This window comes from Duganella sp. CY15W (assembly GCF_009857555.1).
Classification (GTDB): Bacteria; Pseudomonadota; Gammaproteobacteria; order Burkholderiales; family Burkholderiaceae_D; genus Rugamonas; species Rugamonas sacchari.
Window position 1 is genome coordinate 170,798 of record NZ_WWCQ01000002.1, and the last position, 25,279, is coordinate 196,076.

Here is a 25,279-nt window from a genome sequence, read left to right on the forward strand (position 1 = left end):
CAGCTTGTAACGAGTGCCTCAGAGACGGCGGCGTGGCAGCATGACGCTGAAGCGCGCTCCACCCAGCGGGCTGCGGCTGACCTGTATTTCGCCCTGCTGCCAGTGCAGCGCGCGTTTCACCAGCGCGAGGCCGAGGCCAAAGCTGCCGCCCGCATCATTCTCACTGCCAGAATCCTGCTCGGCGGACAGGCGCACAAATGGTTCGAAGATACGTTCCTGATCCTCGTAAGCGATACCGGGGCCGTCATCATCCACTTGCAGCAACAGTTGGCCGGCGCCATGGTCGTGCGCCTCCAGCCGCACCTGGCTATGGCCGTGGCGCGCGGCATTGTCGAGCAAATTGCGCAAGACCAGATGCAACAGGGACCGGTCGCCATAAAACTCGTCGTCCTCCACCGTCACGGCCAGCGTGGCGCCACAGCGGCCGCCGTCCAGCGCCGCCACTTCTTCCTCCAGCCATGCACGCAGCGCGATGCGCTCATGGCCGATCACCGCCGGCGCGTCGGCCAAACGGGCGAAGGCCAGACTGGCACGCACCAGTCCTTCCAGCTGGCCGACATCGCGCAGCAGGCGTTGCTGGAGACGCACACGGGTATCCTGATCGGCGTCGCGCCCGAGCAAGGCCAGTGCGAACCGCATCCGTGCCAGCGGCGTGCGCAACTCATGCGAAACCGCCTGCGAGACTTCCTTGTGGCGTTCGGCCATCGCACCCACCTGGCGCGCATGTTGGCGCAAGGCCTCCACCAGCGGCGCCCATTCCGCATCCACCACCTGCAGCACGGTGGCCGGTGTGCGCGCCATGTCGCCGATGGTGTGGATCAGTGCCGCCATGGCGCGCTCCCGCTGGCGGCGGCGCTGCCACATGAACAGCGACAGCAGCAGCAACGGTATGAAGCAGGCACCGCCAGCGAGCAGGAATACCGGCTGGCGCATGACGTCTTCCATCGCTGCGCTGCCCCACATAGGCCCCATCTGTATCAAGGTTTTTTCGTCCAGTGCATAGTAGGCGATTTCCTCGCTGCTGCCCTGCACCGCCAGGCCATTGGCCAGCATGACGTCGGACTCGGGGGCCAGGTCGACATCGTCGCGCGCCACCAGCGAGAGCGGAAACTGGAACTGCCGCTGCAATGCCTGCAAACCCGCTTCGCGCTGCGCCGGCGGCAAGGCGCGCAGATGCTGGGCCACCAGGTAGCCAGGGCCACCGAGCAGGCGCCGGAAGCTATACTCGCTGACGTGGATCGCGCCCAGCGCGGATAGCCAGATCAGCCAGATGACGAGCATGGCCCAGCCGGCGCACAAGGCCACCAGCAGCCCACGGCCGGGTTTAAACCGCGTCCACATGATCGCTGATGGCAAACAGGTAGCCCTGCGCCGTGATAGTCTGGATCGCCACCGGACATTGCAGCGTTTGCAGTTTCTTGCGCAACCGCGAGACACGCATGTCGATCGACCGGTTCAAGCCATCATATTCAAGGCCACGCAGGTTCTGCAGCAGTAGCTCGCGTCCCAGCGGCACGCCAGGGTGGCGCGCGAAAACCGACAGCAGTTCGAATTCAGCCGTGGAGAAAGGCAGGACAGCGCCGTCCAGCGTTACGCGCTGGGCCGCCAGGTCGATCGTCATGCTGCCGTATTGCAGCAGGTTGCGCTGCGATGGCCGCTGCGGATGGCGACGCAACAGCGCCCGCAAGCGCGCCAGCAGTACCTGCGGATCGACCGGTTTGACGACATAATCATCCGCACCGGCGGCAAAGCCAGTCAGCTGGTCAGTGTTTTCGTCGAGCGCCGTCAGCATCAAGATCAAGCCGGCGTAGTCGTTGCGGATCTGGCGGCAGACGTCATAGCCATTCATATCCGGCAGCATGACATCCAGTATGACCAGCGCCGGCTGCAGCTTGCGCACTAGTGGAGCCGCTGCATCGCCGCGATGCGCCACCGTGACCTGATACCCCTCGACGCGCAGGAATTCAGCTGTCAGCGCAGCGAGCGCATGGTCGTCCTCGATCAGTAACAGGTTGGTCTGCATGATCTACTGGCTACGGCGGCGTTGTTTGAGCAGGAAGCGGCCGGGGTCCAGCGCGTCGACCAGTGCCGCCTCCAGCGGCAGCGGCGCGTGTTCCAGCTGGCAGACCAGCAGTTCCGCCATCAGCGGCGCCCAGATCAGGCCACGGGAGGCGTAGCCCAGCAAGCAATGCAGGCCGTCATGGCGCGGCACGTCGGACAGGAATTCGAGGCGGCCGGCATTGGGGTAATCCGGCAGCGCACCCGCCAGTGGCAGGCGGTCCGGCGCAGCGCAGCGGAAGCCGACGCGGCCCGCCAGCGGCGCGCTCTGCGCCAGCGCGGCGACATTGTCACCGGGGATGATTTCCGCCAGCCGAGTGAGGTTTTCCAGCTGGCTGCTGGCGCGCAGCTGGGGATCGTCGTCGTTGTCGTAGGTGGCGCCGGCGCAGACGATGCCGTTCGACGGCGGCGTTACATAGGCCTCGCGGCAGACCACCAGCGGCAGCACGGGTGGCGTGGCACTGGCATCCACCGGCAGGTGCGTCACCTGGCCGCGCAGTTTGGACAGCGGCAGTTCGGAGGCCTGTTCGAGCTTGCCCGCGCTGGCGCCGCAGGCCAGGATGACGGTCGGCGCCTGCGCAATCAGCTGGCCGTCTTCGCCGCGCACCTGCCATTCATCGCTCACGCGCTCCAGCTGCAGCGCTTCGGTGCAGAACACGCGTTGCAGACGGTCGCCGCATGCCGCCAGCATGGCCTCGCACAGCGATGCTGGCCGCGCCCAACCGCCCTGCCCGAACAGCCAGCCTCCGTGCGGCGTTTCCGCGCCGATCAATGCGCTGGCTTCCTGTGCGTCGGCCCAGCGTGCATATTCCTGCGGATAGTCCCACTGCGCCAGCACTTCCTGCTGCACCACCGCGTGTTTCGCATCGCGCGCCAGTTGCAGCACGCCGCAGTCGGCGCCATCAAACACCTTGCCGGCGCCGCCCATGCGGCGCCATTCGCGCAACGCGAACAGGTAGGCGGCGCGGCTCAGGCGTGTCGGGATGTTGTCGTCCTTGGACAGCAGCGGCATGAAGATGCCCGCCAGGTTGCCGGACGCTTCCTGCGCCGGCTGCGCGTGGCGCTCGATCAGCGTGACCTGCCAGCCGCGCGCGCACAGGCGGTGGGCGGCCGAGGAGCCGGCCACGCCAGCGCCAATCACGATCGCACGCCGCACCGGCGCCGGCACAGCAGCAGGCTGCTGCTTGTAGCTGCGGTACTCTGCCACGACATCGGGTTCTGCACGGTCATCGCCGGCGGCCAGCCGGCACACGAAGCCGGCTGCCGTCAGCGCCCATACCTGCGCCTCGCTGGCGGCACGCGCGTGCAGCACCGCGCCTTGCACGGCAAGCTTCGCCAGAGTACGCGCCATTGCTGGCGCCACGGCTGCATCGAGATGGAATTCGTTGACGCGCGCGGTCACTTGCGGCAGCACGGCATCCAGTGCGCCAACCAGCAAATCCAGCGTGACGTCGTCACCCAGGATCACGCGATGGAAGCCCGGCAGATTCAGCGGCCAGGCTGCACGCAGGCGGGGATCGTCGATATCCGCAGCAGGTGCCAGCGATGGCGCCACCGCGATGTAATGCAAACGTCCGCCTTGCGCGCACGCTTGCGCAAAACGCTCGCCACTGAATTCCGTGTCGAGCACCACCCGCATCATCACTTGCGCGCTTTCCGGCAGAAGCAATCCGGCGCATGATCATTCACCATGCCAGTGCCCTGCATGTAAGCGTAGATGATCGTCGAACCGACAAATTTGAACCCCAGCTTGCCCAGGTCCTTGGAAATCCGGTCCGACAGCTCCGTCTTGGCCGGCACCGGTCCCTTGTTCACGAGCGGCTTGCCGCCCACATAGGACCACATCAGCTTATCCAGGCTGCTGCCGCTTTCGACCAGACGCAGATAGGCCTGCGCGTTAGTGATCGCCGCCGCCACCTTCAGCCGGTTGCGCACGATGCCGGGATTGGCCAGCAGTTCAGCCACCTTCTCCGGGCCATAGGCGGCGATCTTTTTTGCGTCCCACTGGTCAAACGCCGCACGGTAGTTCTCGCGTTTGTTGAGAATGGTCTCCCAGCTCAGGCCAGCCTGCGCGCCTTCGAGATTGAGCATCTCGAACAACCGGCGCTCGTCGTGGCACGGCACGCCCCATTCGGTGTCGTGATATTCCAGATACAGCGGATTGGCCGGATTGGCCCAGCGGCAGCGTGTTTTTTCCATCGGTTCAACCCAGTTCGAGATCGCTGGACAAACCGATGCGGCGCCGCTCGCCGCCCAGCACCAGCGGGCCTGTGAGATTGCTGACCAGCCGCACCTCGCCATCAGCTACCGCCTGGTCCAGCTGCTGCATCAGGCGCGGGAACACGCCTTCCGCCCTGGTCGCTGCGGTGCTGTACAAGGCCGCCCAGGCATTGCGGCCGGAGCGTTTGGCGATGTACAGGCCCTGGTCGGCAAGTTCCACCACTTGCGACCATGACAGCAGGCGTGGCTTGTCCGGCAGGAACGGGAAGCAGGCAAAGCCGATCGAGCAGGTTTTCGACAGCGACATGCCATCCGGCAGAACGAAGTCGCGCTCCGCCACCGCGCGGCGCATACGCTCCGCCACGCCGGCCGCCTCATCGCGATGCGTGGCGCGCGCCAGCACCAGGAATTCTTCGCCGCCCCAGCGAATCACGTAATCGGATTCGCGGAACACCTCGCGCAGGCGCTCCTGCATCTGCACCAGGATCGAATCGCCGGCCGCGTGGCCATAACGGTCGTTGACTTCCTTGAAGTGATCCAGGTCGACCATGAAGAACACCAGGTCATTCGGCGCCTGCAGGTCGCATTCCGTGAGCTCGCGGTGCAGGCTGGTGTCATAGCCACGCAAACTCATGGCCACGTCGACATCCACGTTCTGCAGGAAGAAGCGACGGTTGCGCAGGCCGGTCAGCTGGTCGGTCAGGCTGACTTCTTCCAGCGCCTTGTAGGCCTGCTCCAGTTCCAGATTCTTTTCCAGCAGCTGCTCCTGCGTTGCCGCGACCTGGCGGTAGGCGCTGGCGTTATCCAGCGCGATGGCGCCATACGCGCACAGCGTGCGGAAGATCAGGCGTTCGCGCTCGCCATACGAATTGGCCAGCAGCGACTGCACCGTCATCGCGCCCAGCACGCGCTCGCCCACGCGCAGCGGCGCAAACAGCAAGGTCAGTGTCGGCAGCGTACCGGGGATCAGGTTAGGCGTCATGCCCTCTTCATCCAGCTCGATCAGGATCTCGCGCCGCTCAAGCACGCAGCGGGCGGAATTGGCGCTCGAGGTATCCAGCGGCACCTGGAATGGCGGCAGCGGATTGCCCGCTTCAATGCCGAAGGTGCAGGTCAGCGTTTCGCCGCCCGGATCAAGCAGGAAGATCGAAAAGTGCGTCGCATCCAGCAGGCCATGCACATGGCGGTCCAGCGCGCGGAATACCGCCTCGGCATCCAGATGCGCAGTGATTTCCTGGCCGATCGCGCTCAGGTGCTCCAGCGTTGCGCTGGTCTGCTGCAGCACTTCGGCGCGCTGCGCTTCCGCTGCGGCCAGCTGGCGGTGATGCTCGCCCTCCGTCTGCGCGCGTTCGGTCTGGTACTGCACCTGCATGGCGATGGCGCGGTTGGTGGCTTCCTTGCTGTGCGTCTGGTCGCGCGCAGCATTGGCGCGCAGCGCGATGTTGTAGGCGCGCTGGTAGTCGCCCGTCGCCGCATACTCGCGCGCCGCCGCATCCAGCAGCGAGCCAGGCACCGTATAGCCTTCGATGGTGGCGGCGATTTCCAGCGCCAGCTGCAGGTAATGCAGCACCGGGTTGGGCGCCATCATCAGCTCCGGGCCGGGCAGCTGGTGGCGCGTGTGGATATCGGCCAGCACATTCAGCGCAGCGATCTGGCCCGAGGCGTCGCCATGGTCGCGTGCCAGCGCCAGCGCGGCTTGTGCGGCGGCCAGCGCCTCATCGGCGCGCGACAGGTGCGACAGCGCATGCGCCTGTCCGCGCCGAGCGCTGCTCTGGAAATCATTCTGGCATAGCGCATCGCCGCGCGCCGCCAGGCGGGTAAAACTGTCGAGCGCCGCCGCGTGGTTGCCCAGGTCCAGCGCCAGGTCGCCCTGATACTCCAGCGCCACCGCATACGCGCGCGAACCGGACAGCGGCGACAGCGTGTTGAGTGCCTCGCGCAGCAGGCTTTGCGCGGCGTCGCGCTGGCCCAGCTGGCGCAAGGTCTCCGCTGTCTGCATCAGGCACATGCCGATGCTGAGCGGCCAGCCGGTGGGCCGCGCGAGATCCAGCCCGCGCTGCATCCAGTCCAGCGCCGCTTCATGGGCATTCAGGCTGGTGAAGCCATTGCCGATGTTGGTGGCGACGATGATGGCGCGGCGGATCTGGCCCGTCGCCAGCGCCGTTTCAAAACTCAGCATCAGATGGCCGATGGCGCGGCCGTATTCGCTGCGCTGGAAGGCGCAGGTGCCAAAGAAATCGCTGATCCAGCCGGCCGCGATCGGATGCGCGCCAATCAGATCGGTGCCAAAGCGGCCATTCCAGCGCTGCTGCGCCGTTTGCCAGTCGCCAAACGCATCGCAGATGCCGGAGGCGGCGTCCACCACGTCGATCCGCACCGGGTCGGCCGCTGCGCGTGCGGCGGCGGCGGCCTGGCGCAGCCAGCGGTCACCCTCGGCGCTGGCGCCACGGTCATTCGACACCCAGGCCAGTATCCAGCATGCATCGGCGCGGCAGGCGGCCACTGCGGCGGGCGCGGCGGCCGTGGCCTGGTCGCACAGCGCCAGCGCCTGTTCGGCGTGGTATTGGGCGGTATCGAGTTCGCCGCGCAACCATTCCGGTTCGGCGGCGGTCAGTAGCAGACGCGCGCGATGTAAGGCGGCTTCGGCGGAATGAAGCGTGTCCAGCAGGGGCGTGATCTCAGCCGACAAGCGCTGGGCACGAGCAGGATCACGCTGGCGTAAATGCCAGGCGAGCGCCATCCCTAATGCCAGCCGCTCCGAGCCTTGCACTTCCGGCAATGCCGAATCCCACTGCGCCAGCTCTTCGTCGAGCGCAAACATGTCCACCAAATTGTGTTTCCTCTGCTGTGTCGCTGCAGCGCGCCGTTGCGCCGCTATAGCATTATTCCACAGTTTACGGGCGGTACTACATGCCCACTTTAAGTGCCTGATATCAAAGCGTTTTTAATTCCACGTGGAAATTACTTTGGTGAAGGCAACACTTTCATTGCTTGCCAGATGCTAAACCTTGCACGGTTTACAAATGGCCGGCGCGCCCCGGACTGGCGTCCAGGCGTAAGATGAAAATAATTTCAGGGAGGATGGAATAAAGCAGCCGCAGCCGACGTTTACGCAATCACATTCACCCACACAAGGAGACACACCATGAAACTTGCCATCGCCCTCACCGCTGTGCTGCTGTCCGGCAGCGTGCTTGCCGACGACGTCATGAAGAAGGACGGCATCCTGGTCAATGCCGCCGGCCTCACCGTCTACACCTTCGACAAGGACACGGCCGGCAGCGGCAAGAGCGCCTGCAACGGCCCCTGCATTGACAACTGGCCGGCAGTCGCGCCATCCGCCAGTGTGACGGCGCCATACTCGGTCATCACGCGCGACGACGGCAGCAAACAGCTGGCCTACCAGGGCAAGCCGCTGTACCTGTTCAAGAAAGACGCCAAACCGGGCGACCGCCACGGCGACAATTTCAAGGACATCTGGCACGTCGTCAAAGACTAGCCATGCACGACAGCCAGCGCCTGCTCGACTGCATCCCGCGCCTGCGCCGCTACGCGCGGGCGCTGCTGGGTTCGTCCGCCGATGCGGATGACCTGGTGCAGGACACCATGGCCCGCGGCTGGGACAAGCTGTCCTCGTGGCGCCAGGGCAGCGATATGCGCGCGTGGCTGTTCGGCATCATGCACAACCTGCACATTGATCGCCTGCGCAGCCAGCCACCTGCCTGCGAACCGCTGGACGACACATTGCCCATCCCCACGGCGGACGCGGCCGCCGGCCGCCTCGCCCTGCGCGACCTCGACAGCGCACTGCGCCTGCTGCCGCCCGAGCAGCGCGAAGTCGTGCTGCTGGTCGCGCTGGAGGAGCTGAGCTACGACGAAGTGGCGGCGCTGCTGCAGATCCCGCCCGGGACGGTGATGTCGCGCCTGTCGCGCGGCCGTGAGCGGCTGCGCTTGCTGATGGAGGGCCAGCCGCTGCCCTCGCCGCTGAAGGTGATCAAATGAATGCCCCCGTAACCGAAGCCGAACTGCACGCCTGGGTCGATGGCCAGCTGCCCCCCGCGCGGCGTGCTGCGGTGGACGCCTACCTGAGCCAGCATCCGGCCGAGGCCGCGCGCCTGCAAGCCTACCGCGCGCACAACGCCGGCCTGCGCGCGCTGTTCAACCCGGTGCTGGATGAGCCGGTGCCGCGCGCCTTGCAACGGCGCCCGCTGCAGTTGCCGCACTGGCCGCTGCGCATGGCCGCCATGCTGGCGCTGACGCTGGCGGGCGGCGCCGCCGGCTGGTGGCTGCATGACGCGACGCAACCTCAAACGGACGAGCGCGTGCAGCAAGCCGCGCTGGCGCTGCCGGCGCGTGCGGCGCTGGCCCATGCGGTGTACACGCCGGAAGTGCGCCATCCCGTCGAGGTTGGCGCCGACCAGCAAGCGCATCTGGTGGCATGGCTGTCGAAACGTCTGGGCGCGCAGCTGAACCCGCCGCAACTGACGGCGCAAGGCTATACGCTGGAAGGTGGGCGGCTGCTGCCTGGCCAGAGCGGCCCGGTGGCGCAATTCATGTACCGGGATGGCGGCGGCGCGCGCCTCACCCTGTACGTCTCGACCGAGCAAAAACAGCACCGCGACACCGCCTTCCGCTTTGCGCAGGAAGGCGAGGTCAGCGTGTTTTACTGGCTGGATGGCCAATTTGGCTATGCCCTGTCCGGCAACCTGGACAAGGCGGCGCTGGGCACGCTGGCCAACGCCGTCTACGCCCAGCTGGAACCGCCGGGCGAATGACGCACTAAGACAACTCAGGCGCGCGCTGGCTGCTTGATCTGGATCAGGCGCGAGCGCATTCCCTCCGTGGCCGCCGGGCCGGGCGCGAACATATAGTCCTCGTCATTGATGGCCAGGCCGCTATTGGCATCCACCAGCACCTGATCGGCCGGCTTGCCGGTTTCGCGGCTCACCACCAGCAGGCTGGCCCCTTCCGGTGCCAGGTGGTCGTTGCCCCAGGCCACAAAGGCCAGCAGCACCGGTTTGAAATCGCGCCCCGCCTTGGTCAGCACGTATTCATAGCGTGGCGGACGGGCGCTGTACTGGCGCCGTTCCATCAGGCCGCCCTCCACCAGGCCCGCCAGGCGGCGGGTCAGCATGTTCGGGGCGATCTTGAGGCTTTTTTCAAACTCGTCAAAGCGGGTCAGACCGTAAAACGCATCGCGCAGGATCAGGATGCTCCACCACTCGCCAACTTTACCTAGGCTGCGGGCAATCGGGCAGGGCATGCTGCCGAAGTCGGTATGTTTCATTTTGCTACTCCTCGTTGCAGGGTTATCAACAAAATGCGTCAGATCGCGACGCCTTCAGACCAAGTGACTTGCATGTTTGATGCAAGAAAGTGTGACTTTTTTAGGTGATGCAACTACTGTGACAATGTGTGTATTTTCCTCTTCCAATTCCGTCTCCTTTTTTTACCTGCGTTTTCCGACATTTCTCCTATGAAAAACCTGCTTTTCAGGCCGCTTTTTTTACTCCCAACATAGGTCAAAAAACGACACCAAAAACTCTCCAAAAATCACGTTGTTTCCACACGTAAATTTCTATGTAAAATGTGAATATTCGCGAGAATGTTCCTGCAGGATAAAATTCTTCCTGTAGATTAACTTTCGCGGACTTGCTGGCTACCCAACAGGAACCCCGGAATCAGATGATCTGCACCGGATTCCGTAGCCATCATCAGATTGCTGCGCACCTCAAAAACGTGTGTGAAAATGAAAACTTTTACTAAAGCTCTCGCTGTCGTACTGTTCTCCTTGCCGCTGCTGGCCAACGCTGCCGGTAAAAGCGCGTCCGCTTCCATGCAGGTGACGTTTGAGGTGAAGGAATTCTGCACCGTCCAGACCCCGGACAACGCCACCGCCACCACCGCCAATACCAACAGCAACACCAAAGCCGCACCTACCGTCGCCTGCCAGCTGAAAAGCCCGTACCTGACGGCCCGTAGCACCAATCAAGCCGCCACCAGCAGCGACAAAGCAGCCAACACCGTCCGCCAGGAAACCGCCGGCGAATGGACCATCTACTTCTGACGCCTGCTTAAAACTGCACGGTCGCCGTAATCGTGTCCTTGTAATCTCCCGGCGACGGCGTACTTTGTACCGGCACCCTGCCGTACAGCGTCTTCGTCACCGTCGTCCCGTCCCCGGTTCCCGTCACCACCGTTGTACCTCCCGTGCCATCCCCCCAGTTGCTGCCGTTGAGCGTGTCGGACAGCTGATAGGAAATCGTCTCGGGCCCGCCGATGTTCTTCATCAGCCTTGCGGTCGCGCTGGCGCCATTGGTGCCGGCCGACAGCACGATGCGGTACGCCGTGTTCTGGCTGCAGCGGATGCTCAGGCTGGCGGTGGAGGTCACGGCGCCCGTCAGCAACTTGCTATCCGGGAACACCAGATTGCCGATATTGATGTTGCAATCGTTGATGACGGTGGAGCGCACCTGGAACGGCATCACCACCGTCTGCGGCACCAGGCAGCCCAATAAGCCGGTCAGCGAAAACTGGTACTGCAGCACCGCGCTGCCCGTGCCGAAGTCCGAGGTCACCTGCAGGTCGGTCGGCCCCACGGCCGTACTGGACAGGGTGGAGTCGGCCGTGAGCTTGGCGTACAGCGGGATGTTCTGCGATAGCGCGCCGACGCCGCCGCTCTTGACCATCTGGAACACAATCGGCGTCGACGCCGTGCTGGTGCCTGCCCAGCCGCCCCAGATTTTGCCGGCAGCATAGGTGGCATCGGTGTAAATGTTGTAGTTGACCCTGACTGCGCCATTGCCCAGCTGGCGCGGCGCCGTCACCGTGGTGGACGAGTTGCTGCCCGCGCCCAGCACCAGGCACACGGTGACATTCGGCGTCAGCAGGCTGCCCAGGAAATCGGTCCAGGTGCAGGTGACCTTGAAGGTGGCCGATGCAAACACATCGGTGCTGGAAATCGAACTCACGCTGGGGAACACGAAATCGCTTTGCGTGACTGCGCAGCTGTCGGCGCGCGCCTGGCCGCTCAGCAGCGCCAGCATCAGGCCCAGCAGGATCAGGCAGCGGCGCAGCATTATTGCACTCCCTGGCAGCTGAACGGTCCCAGCGTCGGCAAGGCACCGGCGTTGGCGGCGTCGTAGCGGAACTCGATCACGCACGGCTTGCCTTCCACATTCAGGCGCACATGGTTCAGCGCTTGCAGGTGGTCGATAAACGCCACGCCGTCATAACCCACCACCGTGCTTTCGCCGCTTTCCACGTGCAGCACCGTGGTGCCGGCCGCCAGTGGCTTGCCATCGGCGTCCTGCAGGATGACGCTGGCCGCCGCATACTTCTCGACCGGGAAGCGCACCAGCACGCCGGACGCGCGCGCCGGCACCACGCTCTGGCCGCTGCTGATGATGCGCGCATCCAGCGGCAGGCTGGAGGTATCGATATTGACCTGATTTTGCAGGTACGGGTTCAGATTGGGCACCAGCAGATAGCCGCTGCCGCTGGTTTTGCCGATGACCTGGTTCTCCTGCAGCACCGGCACCCCGCCCACGCCATCGGTCGACACCAGTGCAAAGCCGGCGCCGACCTGGCGGGCCGCGTGCACGCCGCCATCCATGAACACCAGTGCGCCGGCCACATCGGTGGAGGTGGTGCGCTGGCCGCCGGTCTGCTGCGTGTAGGCCGTGACCTGGCCGTAATTGCCCAGATACGTGCCCTGCGCCTGGCGCAGCGGCGTGCCATTGTTGTTGACCGATTGCAGCGCCCAGCCAAAGCCGCCGCCATAACTGACCGAGCGCGACAGTGTCATGGTGGTGGTCTGCACATCCTGCTGGCGGCTGCGGCTCACGGTGGCCGACACGCGTTCGCCAAACGTGCCGCTCAGGCTGAAGAACACGCCGCGCGATTTTTCGTCGCGGAAGTCACGGAAAGCGCTGGCACTGAAATACAGGCCCATGCCCAGCGTGGCCGAATACGACAGCGCCGCAACACGCGCCGGCGGTTGCAGCGGCGTTCGCACGCTGATGAGGCTCAGGCCCACGCCCTGGCCGCCAAACAGCGACAGGTTGACATTGATGCGGTCGCTGGCGCGCACCACGGGCGAGCCTTCCGCTGTGCCGAGATCGCTATAGTTGACACTGGCCCGCTGCGTTTGCAGGTCCACGCCAAAACGCGGACTCAGATATTGGTAGCCCAGCGATGCCTGCGCACCGCGGCCGGTACCGCCGCTGCCCGCCAGCGACGCGCTCACCACGCCCGCCTGCCCCAGCCGCCACAGCATGCCGGCGCCGCCATTCAGCACGCCCTTGCCGCCTTCGCCATGCGCTTCCAGCGTGAAGCTGTCGCTGAGGCCGCGGCGCAGCGATGCGCTCACGGCGGGCGTCTGCGCATAGTCAAACGACGCCGTGGTGTAGCGGCGGCGCAGCGCGCCCAGCTCCACCGAGTAGTCGGTCAGGCCTGCCGCCAGCATGCGGGTATCGACATACAGCGGCAAGGTGGTGCTGATGGCGCGGCCGCTGGCATCGCGCGTCACCAGCGTGGCCTGGCCGGCGCCATTGATGCCGGCCACCTGGTTGATGATGAACGGACCGGACGGCACCGACGACTCGACCTGGCGCACGCCATTGATGTACAGGCTGACGGCGCTGGGGACCACCGCTGAACCGCTGAGCGCAGCAGACGGGAAGGTCAGCAGGTCAGGACGCAGGTCAAAGCTGCGCTTCCATTGCACGCCGCCCATGCGCAGCGAACGCGTCCACGTGAGCGAGGAAGAAATCAGGTCGCCCACCTGCCAGGTTTCCAGCGTCTCCGGATCGGAATGCACCCAGGCCGTGTCAAACCGGATGTACTGGCGCAGCTGGCTGCTGTAGTTGAGGATGCCGGTGCTGGTCAGCACGCCGCTGCTATTGAAGTAGCGCAGCTCATTGGCCACCGAGGTGCTGCGGTCCTTGCCGAACACGGTGAAGGCATCGTAATTCAGCAGCGCGCCCGGGGTCACGGTGGCCACGCCGGCGCGGCGCTGGGTACGGCCGGAGAGCGCCACCGGTGCGCGCAAGGCATCGTCGATGCGCAGCGCAATGCTCTGGCGGGCCGGGTCGTAGGTATAGCTCAGGCCTTTGACGCTATCAAGGTCAAATTCCTGCTGGCCATCCACACCGAACAGCTTGGGATCCAGCTCCAGATCGCGCAGATTTTGCACGCTGCTGCGCAGCCCCGAGGGCTTGCCTCGGGTAAAACGCAATATCAGGCCGGTTGCTTCGCCGTTCAAAATCACCTCCAGAAAAAGCTCTTCTTCCTGCGGCGGCGGGGATGGCGGGGTCTGCGCAAGCGCCCCACACATGACCAGCCATGTCAATAACAGCACCCAGAACTGGCGGCACCCCATGCCGGGCTAATCCACCCTGGCCACGGTACTGGCGCTCATGGGGCGGGTGTTTACGTTGGCTTTCACCGTCAACGTCCCGTTCAGATCGGCGTCGCCAGACGTGGGCAGGCGCCACTCGCGCAGCTTGCCTGCCAGCACATAGCCAAACAGCCCCGGCGCAATCACAAACTGCTGGCCGGCGGCGTTGCTCAGCTCCAGCGCGCCGATCTGTGCGCGCTGGGTGCCGCTGTTGCGGACCCGCAACATCCAATTGCCTTCTTTTTTGTAGACCGCCCAGGCCAGTGCCGGGGCGGCGCGTTCGTCGGCTGGCAGCACAAACATGGGCACGGAGTACCGTAGCCGGATGTCGACGCCGCTGGCGGGGCCGCTATCGTCCTTGGGGATCTCATCAATGAGGACGCGGTAATACAGTTCGCTGGCGGGCAGCTGCTCGCTGCGCCGTACCAGCCGTATCATCTGGCTGCTTTTGGGGTTGATCTGGATGATGGGCGGACTGGCCACCACGTCCTGGGTGGGCGTCAACACATCGTCACCATCCTTTTGTTCCCATAAGTAGACACGCACCTGGCCGTACACGGCCTGTTCGCCGAGGTTTTGCAGCGTGACGCCGGTGGCGCCCTGACCGGCGCGCAAATTGATCATCACCGGGGAGATCTGCAAATTGGCGGCCGCCACAGGCAATCCCAGCCACGCCAGCAGCTGTGCGGTCATCAGCCCTACGATCCGTGCGCGTACGCCAGTCATCCAGCCTCCAACATTGCTCTTGCTCAACAGTCGAATTCATTATTAAGGATCTAAGAAAATCCTGCTTTTGAAGGAAGCGACAACTGTTTTGCAAGCGTAGAAAACTATCAAAAATATTTAAAAGATAGGCATAATACGCAACAGGGAGTGATAAAACTTTATCAACCATATTTCTGGGGACGCCATGCCGACTACCCTTGAAAGCATTCGTTCCAAAATTCTGATCGTGGATGACTCCGCGTTTGAACAGCGTATGCTGGTGGATTTACTGAGCGAAATGCCGTACAAGGTCTCTGTCGCTTTTAATGGCTTGCAGGGCTACCAGCTCGCGCTTGCCAATCGACCTGATCTGATTTTGCTGGATGTGCGCATGCCGAATATGGACGGCTATACCGCCTGTCGCCTGCTCAAAGCGAATCCGGTCACGCAGGACATCCCGGTGATCTTCCTGAGCGGCGCCGATGCCGACGATGACCGCATCCTGGGCCTGTCGATCGGCGGCGTGGACTATGTCTCCAAACCGTTCTCGCCCGGCGAACTGGCCGCGCGCATCCAGGTGCACCTGAACCTGGCCAAGCGCCAGCACCAGGGCCCGCCCGTCAATGCGGAAGAGGAAGAACAGCTGGAAGCGGAAAGCGATCCGGACGCGGTGCTGGTCAATGCCGTCAAACGCCTCATCAGCGACAACCTGGCGGCCCTGCCGGGCCTGGCGGAAATTGCGCGCAGCGTCGGCACCTACCGCGAAAAGCTGTCGCAGGTGTTCCGCGAGCAGACCGGCATGACGGTGTTCGGTTTTATCCGCGAGGAACGCATCCGCCGCGGCGAGGAATTATTGAAGGATACCGACATCGACGTGCAGGACATCGCGCTGCTGATCGGTTTCAACAACGCCGGCAATTTTGCCACCGCCTTCCGCGAGCGCATGGGCGTCACGCCCACCGCCTACCGCCAGGCGATCCAGAAAAAGTAACTCAGGCCGCCTGGGCCTGCATCTGGCGGCGCCAGAAGAACCACGACGCCAGCGCATTGATCCAGTACGCCGCATACAGCACGGCCGTCAGGTACAGGCCGCGGCTGGCGTACAGCGGCACCGACACCGTATTCACCAGCAGCCAGAACGGCCAGGTCTCGACGCGCCGCCCCATCAGCAGCAGCTGGGCCACGATGCTGAACATGAGCACGGCGGAATCAATGAACGGCGCGTAAGCGTTGGTGTAGGCCTGCAGCATCAGGCCGTAGGCAGTGGTGGCCAGCAGGCCGATGCCGGTCATCCAGCCCAGCGCGCGCACCTGGGCGCGGGAGATCGGCAGCGCCACGCCGCCGGCGCCGCGCAGCCATTGCAGCCAGCCGATGGCGCAGGTGACGATGAAGAACAGTTGCAGCGCCACGTCGGCATACAGGTTGACGCTGTAGAACAGCGCCGCGAACATCACGCAGCCAACGATGCCCAGCCACCACGAGTGCACATTGTTGCGCCCCGCAAGCACGATGGAAACCGACATGACGGCATTGGCAGCGATTTCCAGCGGTGAGATCAACAGCGGTCCTTGGTTTAGTTGCGGCACTCCGGCGGCAGCACGCTGGCCGGAATCTCCTCGCCGGCACATTGCCAGACGACGCGCTTATTCTCGTCCACACTGGGCGTGAACGCAATAGCCTTGCCGCGGTAATTCAGGTCCGACGGGAACACGCGCACCACGCCATTGCCGGGATCGACCGCGATGTCTTGCACCGCATGGCTGGGGTCCGCCATCGCATAGCCGGCCTGTTCCAGCGTGGCCGGACCGCGGCCATTGGCGTAGAAATAGCGCTCCACGGCGGCAGTCGCGTCATGGCCGACCGCAATCGCCTGCGTCATGCGCGCCTTGGTCATGTACTCTTCATAGGCGGGCACCGCGACGGCGCCCAGCACGCCGATCAGCGCAATCACCGCCAGCACGGAACCGGCGCCGCCCACACCCAGGCGCGGCACCAGCAAGGCCAGCAGATAGGCCAGGCCGTGACGGCCGGGCTGGCTCACTTCGTTGCCGTGCGCCAGTCCGCGCACCACCGCCATGCGCTTGACCAGCCACGGGTAATCGCCGACCAGCTCGTGGAACGACATCCAGAAGCCCGTGCTCTGCTGCGCCTGCGCCGCGTACTGGCCCGCACTCATCTGGCGCCAGCGCTTGCCGCCGGCCGCCAGCGCGGCCAGGCCGACCTGGGCGCTTTTCAAATCGTCGCAGGCGTGGAAGCCATAGCGGTCGCACGTGTATTCCCGGGCGCGCGCATAGGCCGCGCCCAGCAGCGGCAGAAACGCCGCCGGCGCCAGCAGTGCCGACCAGCGCAGATGGTTGCGTTTGATGTGGCCGATCTCGTGGCCGATGTAGAAGTTGATCGCATCCGGGCGCTCTTCCAGCGCATCCACCACTTCCGAATACAGCACGATGAAATGACGGCCGAGGAAGCGCGTGGCAAATGCGTTGAACACGCCGCCCATTTGCAGCAGGTATGCGTCCGGCACCGGCGCCAGATCGAGCCGCTGGCAGCAGGTCTCGATGCGCTGGTACAGGTCGGGAAATTGCGCCGGCGTGATCTGCACCGCCGTGCCCTTGAGGTAGGACACCAGCGCCGATTGCGCAAAGCAGTAGCTGATGAAAAAGATCAGCCCATACACCAGCGCCATGCCGACCGTACCGATAATCAGCGCGGCCCAGATCAGCAGCGACACGGCCAGCATGATGCCGAACAGCGTCTTTTCATTCTTGTAAATCAGATTCATCCCGCTCCCGGCGCGCTAAAAGTTTCCCGAGAGCTATTTTAAGCTTTGATTTACGAAAATAGCAACTATTTATGACAACGAATTTTGTAACTCTGCGATATTGATCGGCTTGACCAGATGGGCGGCAAAGCCCGCTTCGCGGCTGCGTGTCTTGTCGTTTTCCTGGCCATAGCCGGACAGCGCCAGCAGCTTCAGGTCAGCGCCAAGCGGCAACTGGCGCAGATGGCCGGCCAGCTCAAAACCATCCATGCCGGGCAGGCCGATGTCGAGGATGGCCACGTCCGGCATCGCGGCCGACGCCAGCGCGATCGCATGCGCCGGGTCGTAGGCCACCGACGGCCGGTAGCCCAGCGCACTCAGCAGTTCGCCCAGCGAATCGGCCGCATCCTGGTTGTCGTCCACCACCAGCACGCGCAAGCCGGCGCCCTGCTCCAGCGCCGGCGCGGCGTTGCTGTTCACCACCGGCAGCTCCTCTTCCAGCACCACCGAATCGGGCAAGGTGATGGTAAAGGTGCTGCCGCGTCCTTCGCCGGCGCTGTAGGCGCTGGCGTCGCCGCCATGCATCTGCACCAGGTTGCGCACCAGCGCCAGGCCAATGCCGAGTCCGCCTTTGGCGCGGTCGAGCTGGCGGTTGCCTTGCACGAACAGGTCAAAAATGTGCGGCAACAGCGTTGAGGCAATGCCGTTGCCGTCATCGGTCACCTGGATCTGCACGGTCTTGCCTTTGATGCGCGTGGCCAGCGTGATGTGGCCGCCTGCGGGCGTGTAGCGCGCCGCGTTGCTCAGCAGGTTGGACACCACTTGCGCCAGCCGCGCGGGATCGCCATGCCAGCGCACGGTCGGCACATCCACCAGCAGGCGGTGCTGCTTCTGCTCCAGCAGCGGACTGGCCATCTCGATGGCCTTGTTCAGCACGTCCGCCAAGGGCACCGTCTCCTTGCGCAGTTCGACCTTGCCGCTGGCGATGCGCGATACGTCCAGCAAGTCATCCACCAGCCGCACCAGGTGGTCGACCTGGCGCTGGATCACCGCCTGCTCATGCACGGTGTCGGTATCGCGCAGCTTCATGAGCTTGAGCGCCGTCACGATGGGCGCCAGCGGATTGCGCAGCTCATGGCCCAGCATCGCCAGGAACTCGTCCTTGATGCGCGAGGACTCGGCCAGCGCGCGGTCGCTCTGCAAACGGCTGAGCGTGGCGCACACGGCGGCCGTGAACTGTTCGAGGAACTGGCGGTAAGCGCCATCCAGCGGCAGGCGCGTGGACAGCTTGAAGGCCAGCGCCAGCTCGGCGCACAGTTGCAGCTCGGCGCCACGGATGACCAGCACATCCGCGCCCGGACAATCAATCGCTTCAGCGCCGTTCAGCAGGGTGGCGTCCAGCAGGTCACCCGGATTGTCGATGGTGGACTGGGCGATCGCGGCGCGCACGTCCGCCTCGTTGCGGCAGCCCTGCAGGCGGCGGTTCAGCAAATCCAGCGTGTGCTGGCGGCGTTCGGCCAGCACCTTGGCGGTGGTCTCGCTGCACACCACCAGCACCCCGCCCACTTCATCCAGCTCGTTGAACACCGGCGTGTAGGTATAGCTCCAGTACACATCCTCGATCCGGCCATTGCGCCAGATCGGCACCAGATTGTCCGCATACCAGCGCGCCTCGCGGCCGTTGCGCACCTCATCGATCTGCGGGCCGATGATGGACCAGATCTCCGGCCAGCATTCGCGCCCGCCCTGCCCCAGCGCCAGCGGATGCTTGCCGACGCCGAAGCACGGCACATAGGCATCGTTATAAATCTGCGTGAGCTCCTCGCCCCACCACAGGAACATCGGGTGCACCGACCGCAGCACGATGCTGACCGCCGTGCGCAGCGAGCCGGGCCAGCCGGCGACCGGTCCCAGCGGGGTATCCTGCCAGCGGTAGCTCTGCACCAGGTCACGCATGGGCGTGCCCGTGCCAATAAAGCGCGGCACGTGCTGCTGCGGATCGGGAATAGACGACAGGGAGGGAGCCAGCATAATAGTTTCAAGCCAAGAAAGCGAAATAGTATCAACTGTAGCGTACGGCGGCGCACAATAGGGGGTGTTGAATGCGAAAAGTACATCCGCTTGACATTCACGTCATATCTGGCAAATTGTAGCCATAGATCAAAAAAGGGTTGCGGCATGCAAGGGCGTCATCTGTTATCCGCCATCGCCCTGCTGGGCATGGCCGCGCAGCCACAAGCGTGCGAACTCAGCATGGCGCTGGAACAATGGCCTCCCTATCTCTACACGCAGCCAGACGCCACGCCTGGCGGACTGGACTGGGAACTGGCGCAAGCGATACTCAAGGAGGCCGGCTGCAAGCTGCAGGTGCAGGCCGAGCTGCCGACCGCACGCCGCCAGCGCCTGTTTGAACAGGGCCAGCTTAACCTGATGTTGTCCGCCTCCAACACGCCGGAGCGCCGCCGCTATGCGCGCTTCAGCGTGGCATACCGCCATGAATCGGTGGGCGTCTTCTCGCGCACCGCCATGCGTGGCCAGTTCCAGAACATCACCAGCGTCGAGGCAGTGCTGGACCACAAACTGTCGCTGCTGGCGCCCAAGGTGGGCTGGTACGGCGCCGACTACGCCAGGCTGCAGCCGACCCTGGCCGCCACCGGCAAGCTCAGCACCTTCCTCACCTTCCAGCAGGGACTGCGCATGCTGGAAGCGGGCCGGGCCGATCTGATCCTGGGCGACAGCGGCGCGCTGCGCCATGAGGCCAAGGCGCAAGGCATCGCCATCAGCCCGTTACCGCTGGTGGTCTTGCGCGCGCCCGTCCACCTGATGCTCAACAAGGCCAGCACCACACCGGCGGACCTGGAGCGCATCAACAGCGCCATTACGCGGCTCGAGCATCAGGGCGTGCTGGGCGCGATCCGCACCCGCTACGGCGAACCGTAATCCGGGTTGGCGCCTGCGGTGCAGCTGGCGGCGGGCCGCCAGCAACAACGGGCCAAACGTGCTATCGTTGACCCTTTTTGCCTCGCATTTTTGCCGCTTCCCCATGCATCACGAACAGATTTCTGACACCCCCATCATCACCGCGCCGCACGGCGCCGGACTGGCCAATCTGGCCCTGGCCATCGGCGGACTGGCCATCGGCACTGGCGAATTTGCCTCCATGAGCATCCTGCCGGTGGTGGCCAACGACCTGCACACCACCCTGCCCGAGATGGGCCACATGATTAGCGCCTATGCGCTGGGCGTGGTATTTGGCGCCCCGCTCATTACCATCTTCCTCGCGCGCATGCCGCGCCGCGCCATGCTGGTGATGCTGATGGCGCTGTATGCGGCCGGCAACCTGTTCAGCGCCGCAGCGCCGGGCTATGGCACGCTGATCCTGGCCCGCTTTATTGCCGGCATTCCGCATGGCGCTTACTTTGGGGTGGCGGCGCTGGTCGCCGCCGCCATGGCGGTGCCGGAGAAACGCGCGCAGGCGGTGTCGCGCGTGCTGCTGGGGCTGACCATCGCCAACGTCTTTGGCGTGCCGCTGGCAACCTGGCTGAGCCAGGGCTTTGGCTGGCGTTCGACCTTCCTCGTGGTGGGCCTGCTGGGCGTGACCACGGCCCTCATGGTGCGCCGCTACGTGCCATGGATTGCCACTGGCAACGCCAGCCCGCGCCGTGAGCTGGGCGTGTTCCGGCGCTTGCAGGTGTGGCTGACGTTGCTGATGGTATCGGTCGGCTTCGGCGGCCTGTTTGCGGTCTACACCTATGTCACGCCCACCTTGCTGGAAGTGACCAAGGTAGCGCCGGCCGCGCTGCCGGTGCTACTGGCCATGATGGGTGTCGGCATGACCATCGGCAACCTGGTGGGCGGCTGGTTTGCCGACCGCTCGCGCCTGTGGACCATTTTTGGCGCGCTGGTGTGGAATGCGGCGGCACTGTCGGCGTTTTACTACTCGAGCGCCAACGTCTGGGCCGTGGCCCTCAACCTGTTTGCCATCGGCTGCGGCATTGCGGTCTGCCCGGCAGTGCAAACGCGATTGATGGATGTGGCCGGCGATGCCCAGACTGTGGCCGCTGCGCTGAACCACTCCGCCTTCAACTGCGCCAATGCCGCTGGCGCCTGGTGCGGCGGGCTGGCGATTGCCCACGGCATGAGCCTGCAATCGACCGGCCCCGTGGGTGCGCTGCTGGCGATCGGTGGCATCGTCGTACTCGGCGTCTCGGTGCTGCTGGAGCAGCGCCAGCCTGCACCGGTCGTTGCAACGGTTTGAATTCTTGTACTCAAGTCAGCTTGCGGCAGAATGCGGCGGTAGTATCGTCCGTGGGGAAACAGGATTCGACATGCAATTCATCCAGCGTCACGTCCCGCGGTGTGCCGAAGGTGGTGATGGTGGAGAAGAAGCTGATACGCATCTCGCCCTTGCGGAACGCCGTGGTCAGGATCGGCGCTGGCGCAGCGCCGAGGTCGCGCTGGCGCCAGTGCCGGGGCACGCCGGGATACGCCAGCACCGCCTCCAGCAGCTGGCGCGCCTTCAAGTCCGATGGCACGGCCGCCACTTCGTTATGCAGATGCCGCAGCAGGTTGCCGGCCACATCTTCCCAGTTGTCGATGGCCGGGCGTAAATCGTCCGGATCGAAGATCAGATGCAGCATATTGCGATGCTTGCTGTCCCGGCCATCCATCATGTAGCGGTTGAGTTTGATCGCGGCCTGGTTGGCCATCAGGATATCCCAGTGCCGATTCAGCAGGAAGGCCGGATACGGTTCCTGCTGCGCCAGCATGGCTTCAATGGCAAAGCGCATCTGCGCCAGTTTGGGCGTATCGATCGGCGTCTCCGGATACACGGGCGCATAGCCACCGGCAATGAACAGCTTGTTGCGCTCGCGTAGCGGCACCGCCAGCGTTTCCGTCAGGCGCACGATCATCTCGCGGCTGGGCCTGGATTTGCCGTTTTCCAGATAGCTCAGATGCCGCGACGAGATGTCCGTCTGCAGCGCCAGATCCAGTTGGCTCAGACGACGGCTCAGCCGCCACTCGCGCAACAGCCCGCCGATGTTTGCTGGGGTCATAGTGTCCATGAAAGCAATTGTAATCAGGTTGTCAGCACACAACCATAACCTCCGAGGTTATGGTTTCCGGAAAGCGCGCGTCATTGATGTCTGACGGCCTCGGTGCAATCCTGTGGCTTTCCACTTCACACGGGATTTCACCATGCATCGCAGAGATTTTATGGCACTTCCGCTGGCCGCCCTGACCACCCACGTACTGGCCACCACGGTTGGCACGGCCGACACCATCGACGCCGCCCGCTTCCACGCCATGCGCCGCTTTCTCGTCACGCGCTTCGGCCGCATCGCCTATGTTGAACAAGGCACGGGGCCGGTGGCGCTATTCCTACATGGCTTCCCGCTCAACAGCTTCCAGTGGCGTGGCGCGCTGGAAAGGCTGAGCCCATGGCGCCGCTGCATCGCCCCCGACTTCCTTGGCCTGGGCTATACCGAAGTGGCCGCCGGTGAAGACGTGAGCCCCGACGCACAGGTCGCCATGCTGATAACCTTCCTGGATATGCTGAAAATCGATCAGGTCGATCTGGTCGCCAACGACAGCGGCGGCGCCGTGGCGCAGCTATTGATCACGCGTCATCCACAACGCGTACGCACGCTGCTGCTGACCAACTGCGATTCGGAAATCGACTGCCCGCCCGCCGCGCTCAAACCCGTGATCGACATGGCGCACCAGGGCGTATTCGCCGACCGCTGGCTGGCAGCCTGGGTTGCCGACAAAACCCTGGCCCGCTCGGCAACCGGATTGGGCGGCCAGTGCTTTGCGAATCCGAATAATCCCAGCGACGAAGCCATTGACTGCTACCTGAAACCGCTGGTGGCGACGCAGCGCCGCAAGGATCTGGTCCATGCCTATGCGCTGGCACTGGAGCGCAATGTGCTGGAAGGCGTGGCCGACAAGCTGCGTGCCTCGCGCATTCCAACCCGCATCCTGTGGGGCAGCGACGACACCATCTTTGCGCCCGCCGGCGGACGCTACCTGGCGGGCCTGCTGGGCAATTCGCAAGGTTTGCAGATGGTCGCCGGCAGCAAGCTGTTTTGGCCAGAGGAGCGCCCCGATTTCATCGCCAGCGAGGCGCGCAAGTTGTGGTCTACTGAAAGCCAAAGCTGAGGCTGGAGAATACCGTTTCATAGTCGATGTCGCTGCCAGGCGGCCAGGCCTGGGTCCAGACCACGCCCAGCATCCAGCGCCCCGACTGCGGCATGCTGAAAGCGGCGCGGCCCTTGCTGTCCGTGACGCGCACTTCAAACGGCTCGGCGTCCGCGTCAAGGCTGGTCAGCTTGACGAGGGCGCCGCCGAGTGGCGCGCCGGCGTACAGCACGTCCACTGGCAAGCTGACGGCGCGGGGCGATGCGTAAGGATTCAGCTCAGGCACAATTTCCAGCGGCAGCCCGAGCGGCTCGCTCACCCGGCCGGCCGCCTGCTGGCCCACCTGGATAATGGCTTTGGCGCAACGGCTATAGCGTTCCGATCCATCCTTGCCGGTCGTGTTGCTTTTGACGCGCGCCATCAGCGCCTGTGTCAGCCCTTCCTCACGCAGATGGGTGTTGAAACGTGCGGCAGGCAAATAGCTCTGCGCATGGTTGTCACTCTCCAGCGCCAGCATGTAGGTGCCCACCGCTGTGCCTTCAAGCCGCAATGATGGCCGCAGATCAGTCGCCGTGCCATCAGCCGCTATCGCGACAAAGCGTGTGATGCGGCGCAGGGGCATCGGCGAAAGCTGTCGTGCATCGCCATGGCCGACTTGCAGCGTCAACGGGATCGGTTCGCCGGGCGCCGCGTGGAAGCGCTCCGGCTGCAGCCAGAAATCATGCGCGTGCGTGGTCTGGCATAGCATCGTCAGCACCGCGATAACGTAGCGCGGGCTCATTTGTATTCTCCGTCCGGTGCTGCCAGGAAGGGGAAGATATCGGCCGAATGCGTCAGTTCATCGCGCGTCACGCCATCATCGACGCCTTGCGTTGTACCGTTCGCCAGCAGAGAGCGATAGATGTTGACCGCGTTGTAGTTGGGCGTGCGTCCACCGCAATCGTTGCGCCAGCGTTGCTCGCGGCTCAGCGCAAGCAGTTCCACGGCGAACAGTTGCGTGCATCGCGTGGCGGCGGTATTGACCCACAAACGATCATCGGCGAGCAGCGCTGCCAGCGCATGATAGCTGGAGGGTGACGACGCGTGCCTCTCTATCAGCCACTGATTGCCACACGTGCCATCGAAGCTGTCATACAGCGCCAGTCCCTTGCTGATTTCCTCGACAAATTGCGATCCGGCCGCAGGCGCCGCCGCGTTGTACTGCTCCTTCAGTGCATCGCTTTCCTCGTCCGAAGCGATCGTGCCCAGCAAGGCGTTACCGGTCAGTGGCCTGCCGGCACGGTCGATCTGGCGGCCGCCCTGGTGCGTGCTTGCCCATACGGCGACCAGCTTGCCGCCCTGCGTCACGAGCGGCAAGTCAATCGACACCACAATGGACGCGAGCGTCCAGCCCTTGAGGAAATTGGTGGGCGGCCCGCCAGCGGTGTGCTTCCACTCCTCCAGCAGAATCTCCGACTGCTCCCGGCTCAGCAACGGACAGCCGGCGGCATCGCGCTGCGTGCCACGGTTGAGCGCATCCATCACCACCGAATACGCTGCACGGGTTCCTTTGACGTTGTTGAAAAACGGATCATCACGCACGCCGGCAAACACGCGCAAACGGCGCTTGCTGCTCTCAAGGCCCTGCGGCTGGCTGGCATCGCCGTCAACGCTATCGCTGCCGGCCTCGCAATGCGTCTGGCCCGCTGATGGGAACTGGCAGCGTACCGTCGTGGTGCGGGTGGTCTTGCCGAATGCCTTGCCACTATCGACATGGAACACATACTCGGCCTTATCGGAAAAGCTGTGGCCAACTATCGTCATCACCAGATTGAGGCGGTGGCCGCCGGTTGAAGTCCATGCATACAGGTCGCCGATATCCAGACGCGGGTCGGCAATCACGGTCGGTGTATCGAGATGGTCGGAGGCCGTGCAGGCCAACGGTACGAGCAAAGCCAGCGCAGCGCTGGTAGCTTTTAAGAGACGGGACATCGGGATTCTCCGGCAAGTGAACA

Annotated in this window: 23 protein-coding genes; 8 read left to right on the top strand and 15 right to left on the bottom strand. The window is 64.3% G+C overall.

What is annotated here, in order from left to right; translation table 11 throughout:
• Nucleotides 1-18: 18 nt before the first annotated feature.
• The 5 genes from GTP58_RS10295 to GTP58_RS10315 are packed head-to-tail and all read right to left on the bottom strand — an operon-like array spanning nucleotide 19 to nucleotide 7,099.
• On the bottom strand, nucleotides 19-1,341 hold the full coding sequence (locus GTP58_RS10295) for an ATP-binding protein (protein ID WP_161077455.1): 1,323 nt from the start codon (nucleotides 1,339-1,341) through the stop codon (nucleotides 19-21).
• The gene (locus GTP58_RS10300) at nucleotides 1,325-2,023 is read right to left on the bottom strand and encodes a response regulator transcription factor (protein WP_161077456.1); all 699 of its coding nucleotides are present in this window, start codon (nucleotides 2,021-2,023) and stop codon (nucleotides 1,325-1,327) included. Before GTP58_RS10300 ends, GTP58_RS10295 begins: the two co-directional genes overlap by 17 nt.
• A 3-nt stretch (nucleotides 2,024-2,026) precedes the next feature.
• Nucleotides 2,027-3,727 carry an FAD-dependent 5-carboxymethylaminomethyl-2-thiouridine(34) oxidoreductase MnmC gene (gene mnmC, locus GTP58_RS10305; protein WP_308937360.1) on the bottom strand — a complete coding sequence of 567 codons (1,701 nt, stop codon included), beginning with the start codon at nucleotides 3,725-3,727 and terminating at the stop codon, nucleotides 2,027-2,029.
• Nucleotides 3,700-4,257, bottom strand: coding sequence for a DNA-3-methyladenine glycosylase I (locus GTP58_RS10310; RefSeq protein WP_072786939.1), 558 nt, complete (start codon nucleotides 4,255-4,257; stop codon nucleotides 3,700-3,702). The genes mnmC and GTP58_RS10310 overlap by 28 nt, the downstream gene beginning before the upstream one ends.
• A gap of 4 nt (nucleotides 4,258-4,261) precedes the next feature.
• A complete protein-coding gene (locus GTP58_RS10315; RefSeq protein WP_161078111.1) occupies nucleotides 4,262-7,099 on the bottom strand; it encodes a diguanylate cyclase in 2,838 nt (945 codons plus the stop codon).
• Between the two features lie 324 nt (nucleotides 7,100-7,423).
• Here GTP58_RS10315 and GTP58_RS10320 point away from each other — a divergent pair, with 324 nt between their 5' ends.
• The 3 genes from GTP58_RS10320 to GTP58_RS10330 are packed head-to-tail and all read left to right on the top strand — an operon-like array spanning nucleotide 7,424 to nucleotide 9,053.
• Complete coding sequence (locus GTP58_RS10320; protein WP_161077457.1) at nucleotides 7,424-7,777, top strand: hypothetical protein; 354 nt, start codon at nucleotides 7,424-7,426, stop codon at nucleotides 7,775-7,777.
• A 2-nt stretch (nucleotides 7,778-7,779) separates the two neighbouring features.
• A complete protein-coding gene (locus GTP58_RS10325; protein WP_161077458.1) occupies nucleotides 7,780-8,280 on the top strand; it encodes an RNA polymerase sigma factor in 501 nt (166 codons plus the stop codon).
• Nucleotides 8,277-9,053, top strand: a complete 777-nt coding sequence (locus GTP58_RS10330) for an anti-sigma factor (protein WP_161077459.1) — start codon at nucleotides 8,277-8,279, stop codon at nucleotides 9,051-9,053. Before GTP58_RS10325 ends, GTP58_RS10330 begins: the two co-directional genes overlap by 4 nt.
• A gap of 14 nt (nucleotides 9,054-9,067) precedes the next feature.
• Here the strand turns inward: GTP58_RS10330 and GTP58_RS10335 are convergent, their stop codons facing one another.
• A complete protein-coding gene (locus GTP58_RS10335) occupies nucleotides 9,068-9,565 on the bottom strand; it encodes a helix-turn-helix domain-containing protein (RefSeq protein ID WP_072786935.1) in 498 nt (165 codons plus the stop codon).
• Nucleotides 9,566-10,027: 462 nt separating this feature from the next.
• On the opposite strand from GTP58_RS10335, the gene GTP58_RS10340 reads away from it, so the two are divergent.
• The gene (locus GTP58_RS10340) at nucleotides 10,028-10,345 is read left to right on the top strand and encodes a hypothetical protein (protein ID WP_161077460.1); all 318 of its coding nucleotides are present in this window, start codon (nucleotides 10,028-10,030) and stop codon (nucleotides 10,343-10,345) included.
• Nucleotides 10,346-10,352: 7 nt separating this feature from the next.
• Here the strand turns inward: GTP58_RS10340 and GTP58_RS10345 are convergent, their stop codons facing one another.
• From GTP58_RS10345 to GTP58_RS10355, 3 genes are all read right to left on the bottom strand, one after another.
• Nucleotides 10,353-11,357, bottom strand: a complete 1,005-nt coding sequence (locus GTP58_RS10345) for a spore coat U domain-containing protein (protein WP_161077461.1) — start codon at nucleotides 11,355-11,357, stop codon at nucleotides 10,353-10,355.
• The gene (locus GTP58_RS10350; RefSeq protein ID WP_373924741.1) at nucleotides 11,357-13,549 is read right to left on the bottom strand and encodes a fimbria/pilus outer membrane usher protein; all 2,193 of its coding nucleotides are present in this window, start codon (nucleotides 13,547-13,549) and stop codon (nucleotides 11,357-11,359) included. The genes GTP58_RS10345 and GTP58_RS10350 overlap by 1 nt, the downstream gene beginning before the upstream one ends.
• 117 nt (nucleotides 13,550-13,666) lie before the next feature.
• On the bottom strand, nucleotides 13,667-14,404 hold the full coding sequence (locus GTP58_RS10355) for a molecular chaperone (protein ID WP_084560241.1): 738 nt from the start codon (nucleotides 14,402-14,404) through the stop codon (nucleotides 13,667-13,669).
• 184 nt (nucleotides 14,405-14,588) lie between these two features.
• Between GTP58_RS10355 and GTP58_RS10360 the strand changes: the two genes are divergently transcribed.
• Nucleotides 14,589-15,374 (top strand): response regulator, encoded by a 786-nt coding sequence (locus GTP58_RS10360; protein WP_161077463.1) that lies wholly within the window; start codon nucleotides 14,589-14,591, stop codon nucleotides 15,372-15,374.
• A gap of 1 nt (nucleotide 15,375) precedes the next feature.
• On the opposite strand, the gene pnuC is transcribed toward GTP58_RS10360, so the two are convergent.
• The 3 genes from pnuC to GTP58_RS10375 all read right to left on the bottom strand — a co-directional run bounded on the left by pnuC (nucleotide 15,376) and on the right by GTP58_RS10375 (nucleotide 19,175).
• The gene (gene pnuC, locus GTP58_RS10365; RefSeq protein ID WP_161077464.1) at nucleotides 15,376-15,942 is read right to left on the bottom strand and encodes a nicotinamide riboside transporter PnuC; all 567 of its coding nucleotides are present in this window, start codon (nucleotides 15,940-15,942) and stop codon (nucleotides 15,376-15,378) included.
• Nucleotides 15,943-15,956: 14 nt separating this feature from the next.
• Nucleotides 15,957-17,165 carry a M48 family metalloprotease gene (locus GTP58_RS10370; RefSeq protein ID WP_161077465.1) on the bottom strand — a complete coding sequence of 403 codons (1,209 nt, stop codon included), beginning with the start codon at nucleotides 17,163-17,165 and terminating at the stop codon, nucleotides 15,957-15,959.
• A 69-nt stretch (nucleotides 17,166-17,234) separates the two neighbouring features.
• A complete protein-coding gene (locus GTP58_RS10375) occupies nucleotides 17,235-19,175 on the bottom strand; it encodes an ATP-binding protein (RefSeq protein WP_161077466.1) in 1,941 nt (646 codons plus the stop codon).
• A 147-nt stretch (nucleotides 19,176-19,322) separates the two neighbouring features.
• Between GTP58_RS10375 and GTP58_RS10380 the strand changes: the two genes are divergently transcribed.
• The gene (locus tag GTP58_RS10380) at nucleotides 19,323-20,084 is read left to right on the top strand and encodes an ABC transporter substrate-binding protein (RefSeq protein ID WP_161077467.1); all 762 of its coding nucleotides are present in this window, start codon (nucleotides 19,323-19,325) and stop codon (nucleotides 20,082-20,084) included.
• A 103-nt stretch (nucleotides 20,085-20,187) separates the two neighbouring features.
• Nucleotides 20,188-21,402 (top strand): MFS transporter, encoded by a 1,215-nt coding sequence (locus GTP58_RS10385; protein ID WP_161077468.1) that lies wholly within the window; start codon nucleotides 20,188-20,190, stop codon nucleotides 21,400-21,402.
• Between the two features lie 10 nt (nucleotides 21,403-21,412).
• Here the strand turns inward: GTP58_RS10385 and GTP58_RS10390 are convergent, their stop codons facing one another.
• A complete protein-coding gene (locus GTP58_RS10390) occupies nucleotides 21,413-22,210 on the bottom strand; it encodes a helix-turn-helix domain-containing protein (protein WP_202413626.1) in 798 nt (265 codons plus the stop codon).
• Nucleotides 22,211-22,361: 151 nt separating this feature from the next.
• Between GTP58_RS10390 and GTP58_RS10395 the strand changes: the two genes are divergently transcribed.
• Nucleotides 22,362-23,306: an alpha/beta fold hydrolase gene (locus tag GTP58_RS10395; protein WP_202413627.1), complete on the top strand. Its 945-nt coding sequence runs from the start codon at nucleotides 22,362-22,364 to the stop codon at nucleotides 23,304-23,306.
• Here GTP58_RS10395 and GTP58_RS10400 read toward each other — a convergent pair.
• A complete protein-coding gene (locus GTP58_RS10400; RefSeq protein WP_161077470.1) occupies nucleotides 23,287-24,066 on the bottom strand; it encodes a DUF4198 domain-containing protein in 780 nt (259 codons plus the stop codon). The two genes, GTP58_RS10395 and GTP58_RS10400, sit on opposite strands and share 20 nt — an antisense overlap.
• On the bottom strand, nucleotides 24,063-25,256 hold the full coding sequence (locus tag GTP58_RS10405; RefSeq protein WP_161077471.1) for a DUF4331 family protein: 1,194 nt from the start codon (nucleotides 25,254-25,256) through the stop codon (nucleotides 24,063-24,065). Before GTP58_RS10405 ends, GTP58_RS10400 begins: the two co-directional genes overlap by 4 nt.
• Nucleotides 25,257-25,279: the final 23 nt, after the last annotated feature.

Coding starts and splice junctions, on each gene's coding strand:
- GTP58_RS10295 (WP_161077455.1), bottom strand. CDS start 1,341: ATGTGGACGCGGTTTAAACCCGGCCGTGGGCTGCTGGTGGCCTTGTGC.
- GTP58_RS10300 (WP_161077456.1), bottom strand. CDS start 2,023: ATGCAGACCAACCTGTTACTGATCGAGGACGACCATGCGCTCGCTGCG.
- GTP58_RS10310 (WP_072786939.1), bottom strand. CDS start 4,257: ATGGAAAAAACACGCTGCCGCTGGGCCAATCCGGCCAATCCGCTGTAT.
- GTP58_RS10315 (WP_161078111.1), bottom strand. CDS start 7,099: ATGTTTGCGCTCGACGAAGAGCTGGCGCAGTGGGATTCGGCATTGCCG.
- GTP58_RS10320 (WP_161077457.1), top strand. CDS start 7,424: ATGAAACTTGCCATCGCCCTCACCGCTGTGCTGCTGTCCGGCAGCGTG.
- GTP58_RS10325 (WP_161077458.1), top strand. CDS start 7,780: ATGCACGACAGCCAGCGCCTGCTCGACTGCATCCCGCGCCTGCGCCGC.
- GTP58_RS10330 (WP_161077459.1), top strand. CDS start 8,277: ATGAATGCCCCCGTAACCGAAGCCGAACTGCACGCCTGGGTCGATGGC.
- GTP58_RS10335 (WP_072786935.1), bottom strand. CDS start 9,565: ATGAAACATACCGACTTCGGCAGCATGCCCTGCCCGATTGCCCGCAGC.
- GTP58_RS10340 (WP_161077460.1), top strand. CDS start 10,028: ATGAAAACTTTTACTAAAGCTCTCGCTGTCGTACTGTTCTCCTTGCCG.
- GTP58_RS10345 (WP_161077461.1), bottom strand. CDS start 11,357: ATGCTGCGCCGCTGCCTGATCCTGCTGGGCCTGATGCTGGCGCTGCTG.
- GTP58_RS10355 (WP_084560241.1), bottom strand. CDS start 14,404: ATGACTGGCGTACGCGCACGGATCGTAGGGCTGATGACCGCACAGCTG.
- GTP58_RS10360 (WP_161077463.1), top strand. CDS start 14,589: ATGCCGACTACCCTTGAAAGCATTCGTTCCAAAATTCTGATCGTGGAT.
- GTP58_RS10370 (WP_161077465.1), bottom strand. CDS start 17,165: ATGAATCTGATTTACAAGAATGAAAAGACGCTGTTCGGCATCATGCTG.
- GTP58_RS10375 (WP_161077466.1), bottom strand. CDS start 19,175: ATGCTGGCTCCCTCCCTGTCGTCTATTCCCGATCCGCAGCAGCACGTG.
- GTP58_RS10380 (WP_161077467.1), top strand. CDS start 19,323: ATGCAAGGGCGTCATCTGTTATCCGCCATCGCCCTGCTGGGCATGGCC.
- GTP58_RS10385 (WP_161077468.1), top strand. CDS start 20,188: ATGCATCACGAACAGATTTCTGACACCCCCATCATCACCGCGCCGCAC.
- GTP58_RS10390 (WP_202413626.1), bottom strand. CDS start 22,210: ATGGACACTATGACCCCAGCAAACATCGGCGGGCTGTTGCGCGAGTGG.
- GTP58_RS10395 (WP_202413627.1), top strand. CDS start 22,362: ATGGCACTTCCGCTGGCCGCCCTGACCACCCACGTACTGGCCACCACG.
- GTP58_RS10400 (WP_161077470.1), bottom strand. CDS start 24,066: ATGAGCCCGCGCTACGTTATCGCGGTGCTGACGATGCTATGCCAGACC.
- GTP58_RS10405 (WP_161077471.1), bottom strand. CDS start 25,256: ATGTCCCGTCTCTTAAAAGCTACCAGCGCTGCGCTGGCTTTGCTCGTA.